This window comes from Lutimaribacter degradans, assembly GCF_023703375.1.
GTDB classification, from domain to species: Bacteria; Pseudomonadota; Alphaproteobacteria; order Rhodobacterales; family Rhodobacteraceae; genus Lutimaribacter; species Lutimaribacter degradans.
Genome location: NZ_JAMQGO010000020.1, coordinates 1 through 19667, shown reverse-complemented (window position 1 = coordinate 19667; position 19667 = coordinate 1). Strand labels below are relative to the sequence as shown.

Sequence of the window (19667 nt, the reverse complement as noted above, 5' to 3'; positions counted from 1 at the left end):
GGCGTCGGTCAACCAGAAGAGATCAGACATGTTCACCGCTCGTTTTTCGAACCGTGAATCACGCCGCCTCGCAGAAATCAATGGGTCCTGACCCTAGAGGACTTTCCCTGTTTCCCAATAGGGTAGTCAGTTTCCCAGTCGTAGCCCATGCGCCGATATCTACCTGAAGCGACGCTTGCCGTGGTTCGTATCACCTTTCCATCTGTAGTTCTTCGGACTTGTCTATGCCATGCGATTAGAGCATCCATCGCAAGTGTGAGAGCATGAAGTATATTGGATTTCCCTTCATTGTTAGCTCCCACGAGCAAAGAATAGTCGGACAAAGGAATTTTTCGGGCGGTAGTAATGCTCCGATAGTTTTCGACGGAGAACGATACAAGTTTCAAAGCCAGTCCTCATTCAGATTTCGCTCCAAGATTGAAGTAACAGGGAAAAATTGCAACCGTAAAATCGAAAATGCGCTGGCTGAACCAGAAAGCGTACAATCTACGAATGACAGCACTCACCGTTGGCTCGGCCAAACTTTGCAAAATCCGCATTCTGCGCAGAGCAGCCGTTGTTGCAGGGCTCAGCGAACACCCACTCCCCACCCCAATCGCCCAGACCGCCCCGCCCCCCTACGCCTCCAGCGTGTCCAGCGCGCGGGTGAACATGGCGCGGTCGACATTGCCGCCGGTGGCGACGGCGATCACGGCCTCGCCGGGCACGGCCTCGCCGTGGAAGATGGCCGCGGCCAGCGCCGCCGCCCCGCCCGGCTCGACCACGATCTTGAAGTGTTGCCATGCCAGCGCCATGGCGCGCAGCACCTCGTCATCGGTGACGACAAGGCCGGGGCCGCAGAGCGCGGCCATTATGGGGAATGTCAGGTCGCCCGGCGCGGGCGTCACGATGGCGTCGCAGATGCTGCCCGCGGGATTGGCGTTGGACTGGATCGTGCCGGCGGCGAGCGAGCGGGCGACATCGTCGAAGCCCTCGGGCTCACACGGGCGGGCGCGCAGGCCGGGCGCCTCGGCGGCGAGGGCCAGGGCGATGCCCGAGGTCAGCCCGCCGCCGCCGCAGCACACCAGCACGTCGGACTCTTCCACGCCGGCCTCGGCGGCCTGCACGGCGATTTCCAGCCCGGCGGTGCCCTGCCCGGCGATCACCTGCGGCTCGTCATAGGGTTTGATGAGCGTCATGCCGCGTTCGGCGGTCAGGCGCGCGCCCACATCCTCGCGGCTTTCGCCGCCCACCCGGTCATAGAGCACCACCTCGGCCCCGTAGGCGCGGGTGTTGGCGATCTTCATGGCGGGGGCATCGGCGGGCATGATGATGACGGCGGGCGCGCCGTGCATCGCGGCGGCCAGCGCCACGCCCTGCGCGTGGTTGCCGCTGGAATAGGCGATGACCCCGCGTTCGCGCGTGGCCGCGGCCAGCGCCGAGACCGCCGCGAAGCCGCCGCGGAACTTGAAGCTGCCGGTGCGTTGCAGGCACTCGGCCTTGACGAAGAGCTTGCGGCCGATCTGCTGGTCGAGCAGCGGGGCGTTGAGCAGCGGCGTGATGCGTTTCTGCCCGGCCAGCCGCGCGTCGGCGGCGCGGATCATGTCGATGTTCATTGCATTTTCGCGATCCACGCCTGCAGGGCCTCGAGGGCCGGTTTCTCGTCGAGAAAGGGGATATGCGCGCGGTTCGGCACGCGGGCCACGACCAGGCCGGGGTGGCGGCGGGCCATCTCGTCAACGGTGGCGGTTGACAGGATGTCGGAGTTGACGCCGTGGATCACCGCCGCGGGCAGCGGTGCGATGGCCTCGAACAGGGGCCACAGGTCGGGCGTGCCCTTGGCGGCGGCCGCCTCGACCGCGCGGCGCAGGTTCGGGTCGTAATTGATGCGCAGGCCCTTGGGGGTTTCGACATGGGTGTGCGTCACCTCCTGGCGCCAGCGCGCCAGCGGCACGTCGGGAAAGGTGGCCGCGGTGGCCTGTTGGCGGGCCCGTGCCATCTGGTCGAAATCGTCGAAGCCCGGCTCGCGGCCGAGGTAATCCATGATCGCGTCGAGCCCCGCGGGTTCGACCACCGGGCCGATATCGTTCAGCGCGACACCCAGCAGCCTGTCATGCGCGGTGGCGGCCAGCATCATGGCGATGATCCCGCCGCGCGAGGTGCCCAGCACGGCCGCTTTTTCAATGCCCAGGTGGTCAAGCAGCTCAAGCGCGTCGCGCGCCTCTTGCGGGACGGTGTAGGTTGCGGGGTCGGCCCATTCGGATTGCCCGCGCCCGCGGTAATCCATGCGGATGAGCCGCGCGTGCCCCAGGTGCGGCGCCACGAAATCGAAATCGCGCGCGTTGCGGGTAAGCCCGGGCAGGCACAAAAGCGGCAGGCCGGTGCCTTCGTCCTCGTAATGCAGGCGCAGCCCGTCGGATGTGGTGAAGTCGGACATCAGGCCCCCGCCAGTTCGGGAATCGTGGTCATGTCGGGCAGGATGTGGTGCGGTCGGCCCGGCAGGCGGTCGACGGGTTCGCCCGCGCGGTTGACCCAGGCGGTCACGAATCCATAGGCGGCGGCGGCGCCGGCATCCCAGCCGTTCGAGGACACGAACAGAACGTGGCGCTTGTCCACGCCAAAGCGTTGCAGCACCATGTCATACACCTGTGGCGCGGGTTTGAAGATGCCCACGCTTTCGACCGAAAGCACGTCATCAAGCACGTCGCCCAAGCCCGCCGATTGCACCGCGCCCGACAGCATGTCGGGGCTGCCATTCGACAGGATCGCGGTGTTCTGGCCCGCCTTCTTGAGCGCGGCAAGCATCTGCGGCACTTCCGGGTAGGCCTGCAATTGCCAGTAAAGTTCCAGAAGCCGATCGCGCAGGGCGGTGTCATCGTCCAGCCCCTGCGCCTCGAGAGCCCAATCCAGCCCGTCCTGCGTGACGGTCCAGAAATCGGTGTGATCGCCGGTGATCGCGCGCAGCCAACTGTATTGCAGTTGCTTGGCGCGCCAATCTGCGGCCAGCTTTGGCCAGTGCCGGGCCAGTTTGTCGCCATCCGGGCCTTCGGCGGCCTGGCGCGCGGCGGCCGATACATCGAAAAGCGTGCCATAGGCGTCAAAGATACAAGTGGTTATGGTCATGCTGTTCCCTTCCTGTCCGCCGGGGCAGACTGGCACGCGCGCCGCGATTGGAAAAGCGCAAAAAGCCGCCCCGCCGCGACCTGTTTGCGTGGCCCGGCGGGTTCGGCTACACTTGCCTTCGAACGCAAGAGCACCCGCGCAGATACGCGGCCTCTGAACTTAACCCCCGAAAGATAGGATACTTGGAATGACGCAAGTCAAAGAGGGCGATACCGTCCGCATTCACTATACCGGAACACTGGCCGACGGCGCCACTTTCGACAGCTCCGAAGGGCGTGACCCGCTGGAGTTCACCGTGGGCTCGGGCCAGATCATCCCCGGCCTCGACAAGGCGATGCCCGGCATGGCCGTGGGCGAAAAGAAAACCGTCGAAGTGCCCTGCGACGAGGCCTATGGCCAGCCCGACCCGGGCGCGTGCCAGTCGGTGCCCCGCGCCGAGATCCCGGCGGATATCCCGCTGGAAATCGGCACGCAACTGCAGGTGCAGACACCGCAGGGGCAGGTCATGCCCGTGACAGTGGCCGAAGTGACCGAGGCCGAAGTGACGCTGGACGCCAACCACCCGCTGGCCGGCCGCGACCTGACCTTTGACATCGAACTGGTCGAGATCGCCTGAGCCATACCGGCACCTGCACGCGCCCACACGGGGCGCGGCTTTGCCCGCCGTAGAGATTGAAACGCCCCCGCGCACAAGCGCAGGGGCGTTTTTCATGAAGAGCCCGCGTGACGGCCCCGATGGCCCGGCTGGCCTGCGCGCATCCTGTTCGCCTGGCCAGCTTGCAAGCGACTGCCGCGTTCCTATTTTTCCTGCTAGTCTCCGGCACGACTCGTAGGGAGAGCACAATGCCAAGCACGATCGAAACCCTGATCGCCCGTATCCGGGCCTTGCAAGACGAGTTGGAAGAGGAAATCGGCCAACGCGGCGAGAAATTCCGCTACACGCTGCGGCAGGGCCGGGTCGAGTTCGAGGACGAGGCACGCAGGCGGCACCGCGAGATGCGCGTGCGGTTGGGCACCTTCCTGCGCCGCACGCGCCCCATGGTGGTGCTGACCGCGCCGCTGATCTACGCGATGATCGTGCCCTTCGTGCTGCTGGACCTGTTCGTGACGGTCTACCAGGCGGTGTGCTTTCCGGTCTACGGCATCCCGAAGGTGCGCCGCGCCGATCATATCCGGATCGACCGGCACCACCTTGCCTATCTCAACGGGCTGCAAAAGCTGAACTGCGTCTATTGCGGCTATGCCAACGGGCTGATTGCCTATGTGCGCGAAATCGCCGGCCGGACCGAGGCCTACTGGTGCCCGATCAAGCACGCCGCGCGGGTGGACGGGCGGCATGACCATTACGCCGAGTTCCTGGACTACGGCGATGGCGAAGGGTTCGAAGACGGGGTGGAGGCCGCGCGCCGCAAGCTGATGCAGCGCGACTGAGGGCCTGCCACCAGTCAGATCGTCAGCAAGACCGCCCCGGCGCGGTTGCCCGCCTCGATACATTCATGCGCCCCGACGCAGTCGGCCAGCGGGAACGCGGCGTGAATGGCCGGTGAAAGCGCCCCTTCCCCGATCGCGCGGTGCAGCGCGTCGATGGCGGCCTGGCGGGGCCCGTCGGGCAACAGGTATATCAGCAGGATGTCGATGCTGATCGCCTTGAACAGGTAAGCACCGAAGGGCAGCGTGGGTGTCATGTCAAGCGCCGAGCCATAGGCGGCCACCGTGCCGTTCGGCGCCATCGCCTCGCCCAGCATCGCGGCATTCATGCCGAACTCGGTTTCAACCGCGCGGTCGATGCCGTGCCCGCCTGTCAGCTCCAGCAGTTTTCCCCCTAGGTCCGGGTCGCGATACTCCAGCACTTCTTGCGCACCGGCGGCGCGCACGCGGGCCTTGTCGCGGGGGGAGCAGGTGGCGATCACGCGGGCGCCGGCCCAGGCGGCCAGTTGCACCGCGTTATGCCCCACGGCCCCGCCGCCGCCGGAAACGAGCAATGTCTTGCCCGCCACGTCGCCGCCGCCAAGCACCGCATGGGCTGCCGTCAGGCCAGGAATGCCCAGCGTCGCGCCGGTTTCCGCGCTGATCCAGTCGGGGCGCGGCACGGCCTGGTCGGCGGGCAGCGCGATATGTTCGGTCGCGGTCCCGAAAGGGCGCTGCCACTGGCCGTTCCAGATCCAGACGGGCTGGCCCACGCGCGACGCATCGACGCCTTCGCCCACGGCCACGATTTCGCCCGCGCCGTCAGAATGGGGGATGACCTGCGGGAATGGCGGTTTCGTCACGCCCGGCCGGCTGCCCGCGCGCGCCTTGACATCCGAGGGGTTGGCCCCCGAATGGCTGAGCCGTACCAGCACCTCGCCCGGGGCGGGGTCGGGCGTGGGCAGCTCGTGCAGCGCCAGCACCTGCGCGGCAGGACCGAATTCGGAATAGGTGATCGCTTTCATCTGTGGCCTCCCTTTTGGCGGGGACGCTAGGGGAAAGCGGAAGCATGGGAAAGCGAAACGTGGCGCTAGCGCGCCGCGATCCGCCCGTCGAGATAGGGCATGTAGGGCCCGTTCCGGGCCAGGTAATCGGCCGTCACATCGGCCAGGTCGGGGCCGAAATCGTAGATGTCGACCGCCTCGGACGCGAACATGGCGTAGCCGTCGCCGCCGTTGCGGACATAGTTGTTGGACACCACGCCATAGCTTTGCGCCGGATCGAGCGGCGCCCAGCCATCCGGCCCCATCACCCGAACCGACAGCACGCGGGCGCCCGGTTCGGCATCGCGATCATAGGTGAATTCCATCCCCGCCACCTGCGGAAAGCGCCCTGCCCCGTCCTCGACCTGGGACAGGCCGTTCTCCAGCGCAGCGCGGAGCACCGCGCCCTTTACCCGGAAGGTCGACAACGTGTTCTGGAAGGGCAGAACCGTCAGCACCTCGCCCATCGTGACGGGCCCCGCGTCGATCGAGGCGCGCAGGCCGCCGCCGTTCTGGATGGCGACCTGTATACCCTGGTCGCGCACGCGGGCAAGCATGGCGTCTGCTACCAGGTTGCCCATGCTACATTCGCCCCGGCGGCATGCCCCCCGCTCACCATCGATGGCCCGGGCGGTTTCGGCCACCACGCGGTTGCGAATTTCATCGAGCGGCTGCGCCAGTTCGGCGATACGTGCCCTGGTGGCCGCATCCTCGGGCACCGCGGCATCCATGATCAGTGGCTCGCCCATGGCCGCGATCACCGCGCCTTCGTCGTCGAATGTCACGTCAAGCTGGCCCAGGAACTTGCCATAGGCATAGGCCTGCACGATGGCCGTGCCATTGACCATCGTGGGATACGGCCCCTCGGCCCGGTCGCCTTGATTGGACAGGTAGGTGTTGGAATGGCCGCCAACGATCACGTCAACGCCGGTGGTTTCCGCCGCCACGCGCTGATCGACGCCATAGCCCGAATGCGACAGCACGATGATCTTGTCGACGCCTTGCGCCGACAGGCTGTCGACCTCGGCTTGCACGGCGGCCACGGGGTCGGTGAAGGCGATGTTGGGCCCGGAGCTGGCGAGCTCATCGGTATCCTCCGGCGTCAGGCCGATCAGGCCCAGCCGGGCGCCGCCGCGCTCGATCACGGTGGATTTCTGCAAGACGCCGGCCAGCTTCGGCTCGTCCGACACGTCGGCATTCGACATCAACACCGGAAAATCCACCGCATCCATGAACCCGCGCAGCACCTCGGGGCCATCGTCGAATTCGTGGTTGCCCACGGTCATCGCGTCATAGCCCAGCTTGTTCATGAACTCGGCCGCCATCCGGCCCTTGTAATAAGTGTAGAACAGCGTGCCCTGGAACTGGTCGCCGCCATCGAACAGCACGGTGTTGTTCGCGCGGGCCCGCGCCGCGGCAATGGCCGTTGCCAGCCGCGCGGTGCCGCCGAAACACGCCCCCGCCGCGTTGTCGGCGGGGGCGCAGCCGCTGTCATGCTTGCTGATCGGTTCGAACCGGGCGTGGAAGTCGTTGGTGTGCAGGATGGTCAGGGTATAATCGGCCTGCGCGATGCCCGCGCAAAGCGTCAGCGCCGCCGCGCCGGTGAACAGACGGATGGGCATGCGAACCTCCGGCATGAAACTTTCGATTGTCCAAAGGGTGCCCTGCGGCGCGGGCACTGTCAAAGGCGTTGCGCGGCGATGCCGCTTGACCGCCACCGCCTATTGGGGGCAAACCGGCGCCATGCTGATCTACAAGATATTCCGCGCCGATGAATGGGCGCAATTGACCGAAGCCGGCGAAACCGCCGGAGCGCCCGTGGACGTGGCCGACGGGTTCGTGCATTTTTCCACCGCCGAAACCGTCGCCGAAACCGCCGCGCGGCATTTCGCGGGCGAGGACGCGCTGGTGCTGGTCGCCTGTGAAAGCGAGGCGATGGGCGAGGCCTTGCGATGGGAGCCATCGCGCGGAGGCGCGCTGTTTCCGCATCTGTACCGGCCGATGCGTTTTGACGATGTCGCCTGGTCGGCGCCGCTGCCGCTGGTCGACGGGCTGCACCGTTTCCCCGAGGGCCTGGCATGAGCACGCTGGAAAGGCTGGGCCTGGCGGCGCTGCGCCGGATCGACCCCGAGCGCGCGCATGGCCTGGCGCTGTTGGGGTTGCGGATGGGCGCGGTGCCGCTGCCGGGGCTAGTCACCTCGGACAGGCTGCGCTGCTCGGTGGCCGGGCTGACCCTGCCCAACCCCGTTGGCCTGGCGGCCGGGTTCGACAAGAACGCCGAGGCGCTGTCGCCGCTGGCGCGTGCCGGGTTCGGCTTTGTCGAGGTGGGGGCGGCCACGCCGCGCCCGCAGCCGGGCAATCCGCGCCCGCGCCTGTTTCGCCTGGCTCGGGACCGCGCGGCGATCAACCGCTTCGGTTTCAACAACGCGGGGATGGAGGCGATTGCCGCCCGGCTGGCGCAGCGCCCGCGCGACATGGTGCTGGGGCTGAACCTGGGCGCCAACAAGGACAGCGCCGACCGGGCCGAGGATTTCGCCCGCGTGCTGGCCCGTTGCGGCAAGTGGCTGGATTTTGCCACCGTGAACGTGTCGTCGCCCAATACCGAGAAGCTGCGCGACCTGCAGGGGGCCGAGGCGCTGTCGGCGCTGCTGGCGGGGGTGATGGAGGCGCGCGACTGGCTGCCCGCGCGCATCCCCGTGTTCCTGAAGATCGCGCCGGACCTGTCGGATGGCGAATTGTCGGAAATCGCGGATGTGGCCCGAACGACGGGGGTCGACGCGATCATCGCCACCAACACCACCCTGTCGCGCGAGGGGCTGCAAAGCCCGCTGCGCGACCAGGCGGGCGGGCTGTCGGGGGCGCCGCTGTTTGACAAGTCCACCCGCGTTCTGGCGCGGCTGGGCCAACTGACCGGCGGCGACCTGCCATTGATCGGCGTGGGCGGCATCGGTTCGGCCGAGGATGCCTATGCCAAGATCCGGGCGGGCGCGAGCGCCGTGCAGCTTTATACCGCGCTGGTCTACGAGGGGCTGTCGCTGGCCGGCCGCATCGCGCGAGGGCTGGACGAGCTGCTGGCGCGCGACGGTTTTACCAACGTGGCCGACGCGGTGGGCACGCAGCGCGAGGCGTGGCTGTGATCTTGCTGTGGCACAATCCGCGCTGTTCGAAATCGCGCGCGGCGCTGGCGCTGCTGGAGGAACGCGGGCCGGTGGAGCTACGGCGCTACCTGGAAGACGCGCCCGACGAGGCCGAGCTGCGCCGCGTTCATGCCCTGTTGGACCGCCCGGTGATCGAGATGGTGCGCAGGAAAGAGCCCGAGTTCAAGGCGGCCGGGCTGTGCCCGGAGGCCGATGACGCGGCGCTGTTTGCCGCCATGGCCGCCCATCCCAAGCTGATCGAGCGGCCCATTGCCATCACCGGTGACCGCGCGGTGATCGGCCGCCCGCCCGAGGCGGTCTTGGATCTCTTGTAAGCGGTTTCGGACAGGCGTCGCCTGTCCGACCGCGTGGGGGGCGCTGCCCCCCGTCGCGCAAAGCGCGACTCCCCCCGGGGTATTTCGGGCAAGAGGAAGATCAGGTCGCGCCGGCGACCACCGCGCGTTCCAGTGCCGGATAGCGGAGCGCCAGCGTCAACCCGCGCGCGGCGAAGGAGATCAGCAACGCCAGCCACAGCCCGTGATTGCCCAGCGGGCCGATAAGCAGGACGACGGCCAAGGCATAGATCGCCGCGGAAACCGCCATCATGTTGCGCATGTCCGCGCTGCGCGTGGCGCCGATGAATATCCCGTCCAGCATGAAGGGAAGCACGCCCAGAAGCGGGACCGCCGCCATCCATGGCAGGTAGTCGCGGGCGGCGGCGCGCACCGGCGCGGCCGTGGTCATGGTGTCGATGATGGCCGGGCCGAGCACGACAAAGCCTGCCGCCATCAGCACCGCCGTGCCCACGCCCCAGAACGCCGCCATGATGGACGAACGCCGCACCAGCTGGGCGCTGCGGCGGCCCACGGCGTGGCCCACCAGGGCCTCGGCCGCGAAGGCAAACCCATCCATCGCGTAGCTCGTGATGTTCATGAATTGCAAAAGCACCTGGTTGGCGGCCAGCGTTACGTCACCGAACCGTGCCCCCAGCAGCAGGAAGGACACGAGGATCGTCTGCAGCAAGAGCGAGCGGATCAGGATGTCGGTGTTGACCACGGCCATGCGTTTCAGTTTCACGGAATCGAAAACCCGGGCCCAGTCGCACCAGTCGGGCACCCGGAAGGCCGCGCGGCACAGCCACAGGCCCAGCGCAAGCCCCGACCATTCGGCGATGAAGGTGGCGGTGGCCACGCCGCCAACACCCCAGCCCAGCCCCAGGACGAACCAAAGATCGAGCACCACGTTCAGCCCGTTCATCCAGAGTTGCAGCCCCAGCACCGCGCGGGTGCGTTCCTGCGCGATCAGCCAGCCGGTGATGCCGTAGATGGCGATGGCGGCGGGGGCCGACCATACCCGGATGCGCATGTAGGTGGCGGCCAGCGCCTCGACCTCGGCGCTGGCGGGCGCGACGGCGAAGCCGCCCCTGATGACAAGCGACTGGCACAGGATCAGCGCCAGCCCCCCGGCAAGGCCGATGGCAATCGCGCGGGTCAGCAGGGCCGCGACCTCGGGCCGGTTGCCCTGCCCCACGGCCTGCGCGGTCAGGCCGGTGGTGCCCATGCGCAGGAACCCGAAGATCCAGTAGACCGCCGACAGGATCACCGCGCCCACGCCCACCGCGCCGATCGGGGCGGCCTGGCCCAGTTGCCCCACCACGCCGGTATCGACCGCGCCCAGGATCGGCACGGTCACGTTGGCCAGCATGATCGGGATCGCGATCTTGAGCACGCGGGCGTGGGTCAGTGGCTTTGCGGCCTCATCCATCGCGGTTGGGCATCAGGAAATGACCCGTTGCCTGTGCATAGCTGCGCGCGCGATTGTCTTGCCATGCCTCGACATGGACGCTGGCGTAACGCCGGCCCGAACGGTTGACCCGCGCGCGCGCATAGGCATCGCGCGGGAGCCCCGAGCGCAGGTAGTCAACGGTGAAATCTATCGTCTTGGGCAGGCGCGGCAGATGGCCGGCGATCAGCTCGTCGGGATCAAGCTCGCCGCGTTCCAACTCTTCCCACAGCACGGCCCAAGACAGGCCGATCACCGCCGTCACCTCGAGAAAGGCAGAGGTTGCGCCACCGTGCAGCGCGGGCAGCAGGGGGTTGCCGATCAGCTTGTCGTCATAGGGCAGGATACCGGTCAGCTCGTCGCCGCGACGGTCGAACTCTATGCCGAGGAACTGGATATAGGGCACGCCATGCACCAGCGCGGCCAGCGCGTCATCGCGGCGTTGCTTGACCACCTGAACGGGTTCGGGGCGTTTGCGGCTCATTTCACGCCCTCCACGGTGAAGGTGCCGGTGGCGGTAGCCACCGGGTTGGTGTCGTCGTCGTCAAGCGCCTCGGCGCGCACGAAGGCCACCGTGCGCGTCAGGTGATAGCATGTGGCCCGCGTGCGTATCGCCTGGCCGGGCGTGGCGGCGCGCATGTAGTCGATGCGCAGCCCGATCGTGGCCGTTGCGCCGGGGTTCGACGGGTGCGCGATCACCGCGGCGCCGCAGGTTGTATCAAGCAGCGCATAGACGGCGCCGCCATGAATCACCCGCGTTTCAGGGTCGCCGATGAACCGTTCGTCATAGGGCATCCGCATTTCCGCGGTGCCCGAGCCGATATCGGTGAACTTCATCCCAAGCGCCTTGGCATGGGGGATCGCCTCGGTGAATTGGCGCGCCGTCTTTACCTTGTCGATCATCGCGTTTCCCTTGTGGCCGGTTCGTTTCAGCGCGACCAGTTATTCGGCCTTGTCGGGCGGGGTTCAAGTGCTATCTGGGCGCGTGCCCTGCGCCGCCCTTCACGATGTGACGTTACGGCATTGACGCCGGTTTCGGCAGGAGTATGGTCTGCAGCCTGAGCGGAGGGGAGCCCGATGTCCGACAACCGACTGACATTCAAGGAAATGTGCGCCAAGTTCGACGTGACGCCGCGCACCCTGCGTTACTACGAGTATATCGAGCTGCTTTCGCCCGACCGCGAAGGGCGCGCCCGCTTTTACGGGCCACGCGAATGTGCCCGCATGACGCTGATCCTGCGTGGCCGCAAGTTCGGCTTTCCGCTGGAAGAGATCCGGCAATGGCTGCTGATCTACGAGCAGGAAGGCACCGAAGCGCAGATGCACGCCTGGATCGAGATGGCCGACCGCCAGCTCGTGGAACTGGCCGAGCAACAGGCCCAGTTGAAAGAGGCGATCACCGAATTGCACGCGCTGCGCGACGATACCGCGAAAAAGCTGGGAATCGACTGAGGCCACGCCCGGCCGGGCGCTTGCCGGGGCAGGGTTTCATGTCCTCGGCGCGGCTGACGCGGGTGATATCCACGTAAGGATATTGCGCGGGATCGCGGTTTACGCAACGTGATCTTACGTAAAGCCAAAAGTGACGTTGCGTCCCTGTTACGTCAACCTTGTTAGCTGTTGTAACGAGGCGTCGCTGCACACAGGTGGGGCACATGAAACCAGTGCCAAAGGTTTGACCCATGACCGAGAAAACCATGACCATCCGCGAGATGTGCGACGCTTTTGACGTCACACCGCGCACCTTGCGATTCTATGAAGCCAAGGAATTGCTGTTTCCCATCCGCGAAGGGCAAAGGCGCCTGTTCACACGGCGCGACCGGGCCCGGCTCAAGCTGATCCTGCGTGGCAAGCGCTTTGGATTCAACCTGGAAGAAATACGGCAGTTGCTCGACCTTTACCACGTGGGCGACCAGCAGCAGACCCAGTTGACCCGCACCTACGAGATTGCCCAGCAGCGGCTGGATGACCTGATCCGGCAGCGCGAAGAGTTGAACGCCGCGATTGCCGATCTGCAGGAGCAGATGAAATGGGGCGAAAAGATCATCGCCTCGATGAAGACCCAGAAACGGGCCGCCGAGTAACCCGGCCCGCCCCCAGTATCGACCAGGGAGAGAGAGATGCCCAGCTATACAGCCCCCGTGAAAGACATGCAGTTCATCCTGCACGACGTTCTGAAAGTGACTGGCCAGGACGTGCCCGGCTATGCCGAGCTTGAGGCCGATTTCACCAATGCGATCCTGGAAGAAGCCGGCAAGCTGAGCTCCGAGGTGCTGGCGCCGATCAACCAGGTGGGCGACACCGAGGGATGCCGGCTGGAAAACGGCGTCGTGCGCACGCCCACGGGGTTCAAGGGCGCGTTCGAAAAAGTACGCGAAGGTGGTTGGCCCGGGCTGGACATGCCCGAACAATATGGCGGCCAGGGCATGCCCTACGTGATGGGCAGCGCGGTGGGCGAATTCTTTTCGGCCGCCAACCAAGCCTTTACGATGTACCAGGGCCTGACGCATGGCGCGGCCTCGGCAATCTTGACACATGGCACCGACCAGCAGAAAGACACCTTCCTGCCAAAGATGGTCAGCTGCGAATGGACCGGCACCATGAACCTGACCGAGCCGCATTGCGGCACAGACCTGGGGCTGATGCGCACCAAGGCCGTGCCGCAGGATGATGGCAGCTACAAGATCACGGGGCAGAAAATCTTTATCTCGGCGGGCGAGCACGACATGGCCGAGAACATCATCCACCTGGTTCTGGCGAAAATTCCCGGCGGCCCCGAGGGCATCAAGGGCGTGTCGCTGTTCATCGTGCCCAAGATCATGGTGAACGAAGATGGCAGCCTTGGCGCGCGCAACGGCGTGTCCTGCGGCAAGCTGGAAGAAAAGATGGGCATCCACGGCAACGCCACCTGCGTCATGAACTATGACGAGGCGACTGGCTACCTGCTGGGCGAAGAACACAAGGGCATGCGCGCCATGTTCACCATGATGAACGAGGCGCGGATCGGCGTCGGCATGCAAGGGCTGGCGCAGGCCGACGTGGCCTATCAGAACGCGCTGGACTATGCCAAGGACCGCCTGCAGGGCCGTGACGTGACCGGGGCCCAGAACCCCGATGGCCCGGCCGACCCGCTGATCGTGCATCCCGATATCCGCCGCGCGCTGCTGGATCAGAAAAGCTTTGCCGAGGGCGGGCGCGCCTTCATGCTGTGGGGCGCCTCGCTGATCGACCGGGCCCACCGGATGCAGGACAAGGACGCGGACGGGCTGATCAGCCTGATGACGCCGGTCATCAAGGGCTTCTTGACCGACGAAGGCTTTGACATGACGATCCTGGCGCAGCAGGTCTATGGCGGGCACGGCTACATCGAGGAATGGGGCATGTCCCAATTCGCCCGTGATGCGCGTATCGCCATGATCTACGAGGGTGCCAACGGCGTGCAGGCGCTTGACCTGGTGGGCCGCAAACTGGCCACCGATGGCGGCAAGCACGTGATGGCCTTCTTTGACCTGGTCAAGGATTTCATCAAGGAAAACGAAGGCAACGAAGCGCTGAAAAAGGATTTCCTCGATCCGCTCAAATCCGCGTCCAAGGATCTGCAATCGGCCGGCATGTTCTTCATGCAGAACGGCATGAAGAACCCCAACGCGGCGCTGTCGGGCAGCTATGACTTCATGCATCTTTTCGGGCATGTCTGCCTGGGCCTGATGTGGGCGCAGATGGCCAAGGCCGCGCATGAGGCGCTTGAGGCCGGCACGCAGGACCAAGCCTTCTACCGTACCAAGCTGGCAACCGGGCGTTACTACATGGCCCGCCGCCTGCCCGCCACGACGATGCACCTTGCACGCATCAACTCGGGCGCGGAGCCGGTGATGGAGCTTGAAGCCGCCAATTTCTGAGTAGCGGGGTGGGCAGGCCTGCCCACCCCACCCAGTCCGACACGGAGGCCGCCAATGCCGAAACGCTTTCGCCTGACCCGCCGTTTCAACGCCGCGATGACCGAAGACGGCTATCGCCGGTTGCGAAGGTTCGCCAGTGAAGCGGGGCTGGACGAGGGCGAAGCGCTGTCGTTTCTTTTCGAGAACTTCGATAGTGTGATCGACGAAGACACGTTCGGCCACCGGCTGCGGCTGTTCAATTCCGAGCTGGACGCGCGAAAACGATGACTGCGCACGCCGTGGATCGTACGGGAGCCTCCGGCGGGAGTACTTTTCGCAGCAAGAAGTCGGGGCGCGAAATGCCCCGACCCGCGCCACCGGATTGGCTACCGTATATGTCGGGCCGGGAACTTCTCACTGCACGCCCATCGGCTCTCCAGCCTGTGGCGCAGGACGACGCTAGGGCGATTAACCTTGACCGGCAGTAAACGAAGCCAGGATTTCTTGCTGCCGAAAATACTCTGCGGGGGTGTGGGGGTGCAAAACCCCCACCGCTCCGCCGGCCAAAGGGAGGAACGATATGACGATCAAGCTGCATTGTTTCGGGGAATCCGGCAACGCCTACAAGGCCGCGCTGCCGCTGGAGCTGTCGGGGCTGGACTGGGAACCGGTCCATGTCGACTTCTTCGGCGGCGCCTCGCGTGCGCCGGAATTTCGCGCGCTCAACGTGATGGGCGAGGCCCCGGTGCTCGAGGATGGCGACATGCGCCTGACGCAGTCGGGCGCGATCCAACAATATATCACCGACAGAACGGGCAAGTTCGGCGGCACCCCGGACCAGAAATACGAGGTTTTGCGCTGGGTTCTGTGGGATAACCACAAGCTGTCATCGATGGCCGGCATGACGCGGTTCATGATGAATTTCCTGCCCGAGGACAAGCGCCCGACCGAGGTGATCGGCTTCAACCTGGGACGCCTGAAAACAGCCTACCAGACCCTGAACGCCCATCTCGACGGGCGCGACTGGATCGTGGGCGACGGGCCGACCAATGCCGACTTTTCCTGCTGCGGCTATCTTTTCTACCCCGAGCCATTCGGGTTCGAGCGCAGCGAATGGACCAATATCGACCGTTGGCTTTCGAATATCGAAGGCCTGGACGGCTGGAAACACCCCTACGACCTGATGCCCGGCAATCCGTCGGACCGGGCGTGACAAAGGAGACCATGATGACAGATGCATATATCTACGATGCCGTGCGCACGCCGCGCGGCAAGGGCCGCAAGGATGGCGCCCTGCACGAAGTGACCTCGGTCCGGATATCGGCGCTGGTCTTGAACGCGCTGAAAGAGCGCAACGGGCTGGAGGGTCACGCCGTCGAGGACGTGATCTGGGGCAACGTCACCCAGGTGATGGAACAGGGCGGCTGCCTTGCGCGGACGGCGGTTCTGGCCTCGGAACTCGATGAATCGATTCCCGGTCTGGCCATCAACCGCTTCTGTGCCAGCGGCATGGAGGCGGTCAACCTGGCCGCCAACCAGGTGCGCGGGGGTGCCGGCGAGGCCTATATCGCCGGCGGCGTCGAGATGATGGGCCGCGTGGCCATGGGCAGCGACGGGGCGGCCATCGCCGTCGACCCCAGCGTGGCGATGGACAGCTATTTCGTGCCGCAGGGCATTTCGGCCGATATCATCGCCACCGAGTATGGCTTCAGCCGCGACCAGGCCGACGCGCTGGCCGTCGAGTCGCAAAGGCGCGCCGTAGCCGCGTGGCAGGACAAGCGTTTCGCCAAGTCGATCATCGAGGTGACCGACCAGAACGGCCTGCCGATCCTGGATCAAGACGAATACATGCGCCCCGGCACCGACATGCAGACGCTTGGCGCGCTCAAGCCCAGCTTCAAGGAAATGGGCGAGGTGATGCCGGGTTTCGATGCCGTCGCGCTGATGAAATACCCGCACCTGGAGCGGATCAACCACATTCACCACGCCGGCAACTCGTCCGGCATTGTCGACGCCTCGGCCGGGGTGCTGATCGGCTCCAAGGCGTTCGGCGAGAAATACGGGCTCAAGCCCCGCGCGCGCATCGTGCAGACTGCCAAGATCGGCACCGACCCGACGATCATGCTGACGGGCCCCGTGCCCGCGACCCAGAAGATCTTGGCCGAAAGCGGCATGTCGATCAAGGATATCGACCTGTTCGAGGTGAACGAGGCCTTTGCCAGCGTCGTGCTGCGCTTCATGCAGGCATTCGACGTGGATGCCGACAAGGTCAACGTCAACGGCGGCGCCATCGCCATGGGCCACCCGCTGGGTGCCACGGGGGCCATCATCATCGGCACCCTGCTGGACGAGCTTGAGCGCACCGGCAAGGGCACCGGTCTTGCCACGCTTTGTATCGCGTCCGGCATGGGCGCGGCCACCATCATCGAGCGGGTCTGAGCAAGATGGATGCCGCCCAGTTCGAGGGACTGGCCGAGCGGATCACCCGCGGGCTGCTTGACGGAGATTTCGACGTCTACGCGTCGGCCTTTCGTCTGCCGCTGCGGGTGGTGCCGCGCAATGGCCAATCCTACGTGCTGGCGGACCGGGCAAGCCTGCGCGATGACTGGGCGCTTTACCGCGACGCGATAACCATCCAGGGCGTCACCGACATCATTCGCGGGCTCGTCGCGTTCGAAGTGATCGAGCCGGACTGGATCGAGGTTCTGGTGACAACCGACATGCTGCGCGGCGCCCAACGCGTGGTCGACCCGTTCAAGACGCAATTCGTGCTTCAGCCGGCCGGGGATGAGTGGCGCATCACCATCATCCGCAGCTCGCTGGGGCATATCAACTGGACTTTGGGGCGCGCCGACATCGTGGACAACCGCTTTCGCCCGCGCGACCCCGACCAAGAGGATCAGGACAAATGACAGATTTCACAATTCAGAAGGATGCCGCGGGCATCGCCACCATCACCTGGGATTGCCCGGACAAGTCGATGAACGTCATGACCGGCGAGGCGCTGGAAGAGCTTGACAGATGCATCGACGACGCGCTGGCCGATACCGCCGTCAAGGGCATCGTGATCACCAGCGCCAAGAAGGATTTTGCCGGCGGGATGGATCTCAACGTGCTGGCCGAGATGAAGGAACAGGCCGGTGACAACCCGGCGCAGGGGCTGTTCGACGGGATCATGCAAATGCATGCCCTGCTGCGCAAGATCGAGCTGGCCGGCATGGACTCCAAGACCAAGAAGGGCGGGAAACCCATCGCCACCGCCCTGCCCGGCACCGCGGTCGGGATCGGGCTGGAATTGCCGCTGGCCACCCATCGCGTCTTTGCCGCCGACAATCCCAAGGCCAAGATCGGCCTGCCGGAAATCATGGTCGGCATTTTCCCCGGCGCCGGCGGCACCACCCGGCTGGTGCGCAAACTGGGCGCGATGGCGGCCAGCCCCTACCTGCTCGAAGGCAAGCTGGTCGAGCCCCAAAAGGCCAAGACCGCCGGCATCATCGACGAGGTGGTGGATGACCCGGTGCAGGCGGCACGCGACTGGGTGCTGAACGCAAAGGATGCCGACCTGGTGAAACCCTGGGATGCCAAAGGCTACAAGATGCCCGGCGGCGCGCCCTATCACCCCGCGGGCTTCATGACGTTCGTCGGCGCCAGCGCCATGGTGAACGGCAAGACCAAGGGCGCCTTCCCGGCGGCCAAGGCCCTGCTGTCGGCGGTCTACGAGGGCGCGCTGGTGCCCTTTGACACCGCGCTCAAGATCGAGGCGCGCTGGTTCACCAACGTGCTGATGAACCCGTCCTCGGCAGCAATGATCCGCTCGCTCTTCCTCAACAAGGAAGCATTGGAAAAGGGGGCCAACCGCCCCGAATCCCCCGATCAGCGCGTGAAAAAGCTGGGCGTTCTGGGCGCAGGCATGATGGGTGCGGGCATCGCGCTGGTCAGCGCGCAGGCCGGCATCGAGGTGGTGCTGATCGACGCCAAGCAAGAAGCCGCCGAAAAGGGCAAGGACTATTCCGAGACGTATCTCGAAAAGGGCATCAAGCGCGGCAAGGTGACCGAAGAGAAAAAGGAAAAGATGCTGGGCCTGATCACGCCCACCACCGATTACGCCGCGCTCGAAGGCTGCGACCTGATCATCGAGGCCGTGTTCGAAGACATGGACGTCAAGGCCGAGGTGACGAAAAAGGCGCTCGCCTCCGTGGGCCCAGATTGCATCTATGCCTCCAACACCTCGACCCTGCCGATCACGGAACTGGCCAAGGCGTCCGACAAGCCTGAACAGTTCATCGGCATCCACTTCTTCTCGCCGGTCGAAAAGATGTTGCTGGTGGAAATCATCAAGGGCGAGAAAACCGGCGACCGTGCCACCGCCAAGGCGCTGGATTACGTCCGGCAAATCCGCAAGACGCCCATCGTGGTAAACGATGCACGCTTCTTCTACTGCAACCGCTGCATCATCCCCTACATCAACGAGGGGATGCGCATGGTCAAGGAAGGCGTGGCCCCCGCGCTGATCGACAACGCGGCACGGATGCTGGGCTTTCCGGTGGGGCCGCTGCAACTGGTCGATGAAACCTCGATCGACCTGGGCGCCAAGATCGCCCGCGCCACCAAGGCCGCGATGGGCAATGCCTATCCCGATGGCGAGGTCGACGAGATCATCTTTGAAATGGAAGGGCGCGGGCGCCTGGGGCGCAAGGCCAAGGCCGGGTTCTTCGACTACGATGAAACCGGCAAGCGGCAGGGGTATTGGCCGGGCCTGGCCGATCTCTACCCCCGGCTCGCCCCCCAGCCCGACCTGACCGAGGTGCAACACCGCCTGATGTTCGCGCAGGTGCTCGAAGCGGTCCGCGCGCTGGAAGAAAACGTGCTGATGGACATCCGCGAAGGCGACGTGGGCGCAATCCTGGCCTGGGGCTTCGCGCCGTGGTCGGGCGGCCCGTTCAGCTGGCTCGACATCCTGGGAGCCGAATATGCCGCCGAACGCTGCGACCAGTTGCAAGCCGCCTATGGCGACCGCTTCGCCTGCCCCGACCTGCTACGCGAGATGGCCGACAAGGGCCAGAGCTTCTACGGCCGCTTCGGCCCGCAGGGGCAACAGGCCGCGTAACCGATGGGAGGCGGGGCAAACGCCGCCCCGCTTCCTCTTGCCGGAAATACCCCGGGGGTGAATTGGCCCGGCATGGGCCAAGAGGGGGCGGCGCCCCCTGCCCCCGGCGCGGGCAAGGCCCCCGCAAAACCTGCAACCGCGCCCCACGGGCGCGGTTTCCTTTTGGCCTAAGGGTCAAAGCCCTAGCCGAACCCCGCGCTATCCACGGCGC

Annotated in this window: 22 protein-coding genes; 13 read left to right on the top strand and 9 right to left on the bottom strand. The window is 65.6% G+C overall.

The genetic code is table 11. The annotated features are described in order from the left end of the window. Positions 1 to 77: 77 nt before the first annotated feature. From M8744_RS17845 to M8744_RS17220, 4 genes are all read right to left on the bottom strand, one after another. Complete coding sequence (locus tag M8744_RS17845) at positions 78 to 386, bottom strand: AAA family ATPase (protein WP_353049802.1); 309 nt, start codon at positions 384 to 386, stop codon at positions 78 to 80. Positions 387 to 617: 231 nt separating this feature from the next. Then, positions 618 to 1595 (bottom strand): threonine ammonia-lyase, encoded by a 978-nt coding sequence (locus M8744_RS17230; RefSeq protein WP_251419993.1) that lies wholly within the window; start codon positions 1593 to 1595, stop codon positions 618 to 620. After that, complete coding sequence (locus M8744_RS17225) at positions 1592 to 2416, bottom strand: alpha/beta fold hydrolase (RefSeq protein WP_251419992.1); 825 nt, start codon at positions 2414 to 2416, stop codon at positions 1592 to 1594. The genes M8744_RS17230 and M8744_RS17225 overlap by 4 nt, the downstream gene beginning before the upstream one ends. Then, positions 2416 to 3102, bottom strand: a complete 687-nt coding sequence (locus M8744_RS17220; protein ID WP_251419991.1) for a haloacid dehalogenase type II — start codon at positions 3100 to 3102, stop codon at positions 2416 to 2418. Before M8744_RS17220 ends, M8744_RS17225 begins: the two co-directional genes overlap by 1 nt. Positions 3103 to 3289: 187 nt before the next feature. Between M8744_RS17220 and M8744_RS17215 the strand changes: the two genes are divergently transcribed. After that, positions 3290 to 3718 (top strand): FKBP-type peptidyl-prolyl cis-trans isomerase, encoded by a 429-nt coding sequence (locus tag M8744_RS17215; RefSeq protein WP_251419990.1) that lies wholly within the window; start codon positions 3290 to 3292, stop codon positions 3716 to 3718. A 227-nt stretch (positions 3719 to 3945) separates the two neighbouring features. After that, positions 3946 to 4533, top strand: coding sequence for a hypothetical protein (locus tag M8744_RS17210; RefSeq protein ID WP_251419989.1), 588 nt, complete (start codon positions 3946 to 3948; stop codon positions 4531 to 4533). 14 nt (positions 4534 to 4547) lie between these two features. Here M8744_RS17210 and M8744_RS17205 read toward each other — a convergent pair whose 3' ends face one another. Then, on the bottom strand, positions 4548 to 5534 hold the full coding sequence (locus M8744_RS17205; RefSeq protein ID WP_251419988.1) for an NADPH:quinone reductase: 987 nt from the start codon (positions 5532 to 5534) through the stop codon (positions 4548 to 4550). 65 nt (positions 5535 to 5599) lie between these two features. Then, positions 5600 to 7174 (bottom strand): bifunctional metallophosphatase/5'-nucleotidase, encoded by a 1575-nt coding sequence (locus M8744_RS17200; protein WP_251419987.1) that lies wholly within the window; start codon positions 7172 to 7174, stop codon positions 5600 to 5602. 121 nt (positions 7175 to 7295) lie between these two features. Between M8744_RS17200 and M8744_RS17195 the strand changes: the two genes are divergently transcribed. Genes M8744_RS17195 through arsC form a run of 3 tightly spaced genes read left to right on the top strand, consistent with a single transcriptional unit; the run spans position 7296 to position 9024 of the window. Further along, positions 7296 to 7634, top strand: coding sequence for a DUF952 domain-containing protein (locus M8744_RS17195; protein ID WP_251419994.1), 339 nt, complete (start codon positions 7296 to 7298; stop codon positions 7632 to 7634). Further along, entirely contained in the window at positions 7631 to 8689 is a 1059-nt protein-coding gene (locus tag M8744_RS17190) for a quinone-dependent dihydroorotate dehydrogenase (RefSeq protein WP_251419986.1), read from the top strand. The genes M8744_RS17195 and M8744_RS17190 overlap by 4 nt, the downstream gene beginning before the upstream one ends. Beyond that, a complete protein-coding gene (arsC, locus tag M8744_RS17185) occupies positions 8680 to 9024 on the top strand; it encodes an arsenate reductase (glutaredoxin) (RefSeq protein WP_251419985.1) in 345 nt (114 codons plus the stop codon). Before M8744_RS17190 ends, arsC begins: the two co-directional genes overlap by 10 nt. A 100-nt stretch (positions 9025 to 9124) precedes the next feature. Here arsC and M8744_RS17180 read toward each other — a convergent pair whose 3' ends face one another. From M8744_RS17180 to M8744_RS17170, 3 genes are read right to left on the bottom strand one after another with little or no spacing between them, the layout of a single operon-like run. Next, on the bottom strand, positions 9125 to 10453 hold the full coding sequence (locus M8744_RS17180; protein WP_251419984.1) for an MATE family efflux transporter: 1329 nt from the start codon (positions 10451 to 10453) through the stop codon (positions 9125 to 9127). Continuing rightward, complete coding sequence (locus M8744_RS17175; RefSeq protein ID WP_251419983.1) at positions 10446 to 10955, bottom strand: PaaI family thioesterase; 510 nt, start codon at positions 10953 to 10955, stop codon at positions 10446 to 10448. Before M8744_RS17175 ends, M8744_RS17180 begins: the two co-directional genes overlap by 8 nt. Further along, entirely contained in the window at positions 10952 to 11374 is a 423-nt protein-coding gene (locus M8744_RS17170) for a PaaI family thioesterase (protein WP_251419982.1), read from the bottom strand. Before M8744_RS17170 ends, M8744_RS17175 begins: the two co-directional genes overlap by 4 nt. 174 nt (positions 11375 to 11548) lie before the next feature. Between M8744_RS17170 and M8744_RS17165 the strand changes: the two genes are divergently transcribed. The 8 genes from M8744_RS17165 to M8744_RS17130 all read left to right on the top strand — a co-directional run bounded on the left by M8744_RS17165 (position 11549) and on the right by M8744_RS17130 (position 19456). Then, positions 11549 to 11923, top strand: coding sequence for a MerR family transcriptional regulator (locus tag M8744_RS17165; RefSeq protein ID WP_251419981.1), 375 nt, complete (start codon positions 11549 to 11551; stop codon positions 11921 to 11923). A gap of 230 nt (positions 11924 to 12153) precedes the next feature. Continuing rightward, on the top strand, positions 12154 to 12555 hold the full coding sequence (locus tag M8744_RS17160; protein ID WP_251419980.1) for a MerR family transcriptional regulator: 402 nt from the start codon (positions 12154 to 12156) through the stop codon (positions 12553 to 12555). A 36-nt stretch (positions 12556 to 12591) separates the two neighbouring features. Beyond that, positions 12592 to 14370 (top strand): acyl-CoA dehydrogenase C-terminal domain-containing protein, encoded by a 1779-nt coding sequence (locus M8744_RS17155; RefSeq protein WP_251419979.1) that lies wholly within the window; start codon positions 12592 to 12594, stop codon positions 14368 to 14370. Positions 14371 to 14424: 54 nt separating this feature from the next. After that, positions 14425 to 14637: a hypothetical protein gene (locus tag M8744_RS17150; RefSeq protein ID WP_251419978.1), complete on the top strand. Its 213-nt coding sequence runs from the start codon at positions 14425 to 14427 to the stop codon at positions 14635 to 14637. Between the two features lie 292 nt (positions 14638 to 14929). Next, the gene (locus M8744_RS17145) at positions 14930 to 15562 is read left to right on the top strand and encodes a glutathione S-transferase family protein (RefSeq protein WP_251419977.1); all 633 of its coding nucleotides are present in this window, start codon (positions 14930 to 14932) and stop codon (positions 15560 to 15562) included. A gap of 14 nt (positions 15563 to 15576) precedes the next feature. Next, complete coding sequence (locus M8744_RS17140; RefSeq protein WP_251419976.1) at positions 15577 to 16788, top strand: acetyl-CoA C-acetyltransferase; 1212 nt, start codon at positions 15577 to 15579, stop codon at positions 16786 to 16788. 5 nt (positions 16789 to 16793) lie between these two features. Beyond that, the gene (locus M8744_RS17135; protein ID WP_251419975.1) at positions 16794 to 17261 is read left to right on the top strand and encodes a hypothetical protein; all 468 of its coding nucleotides are present in this window, start codon (positions 16794 to 16796) and stop codon (positions 17259 to 17261) included. Continuing rightward, positions 17258 to 19456 (top strand): 3-hydroxyacyl-CoA dehydrogenase NAD-binding domain-containing protein, encoded by a 2199-nt coding sequence (locus M8744_RS17130; RefSeq protein ID WP_251419974.1) that lies wholly within the window; start codon positions 17258 to 17260, stop codon positions 19454 to 19456. The genes M8744_RS17135 and M8744_RS17130 overlap by 4 nt, the downstream gene beginning before the upstream one ends. Positions 19457 to 19667: the final 211 nt, after the last annotated feature.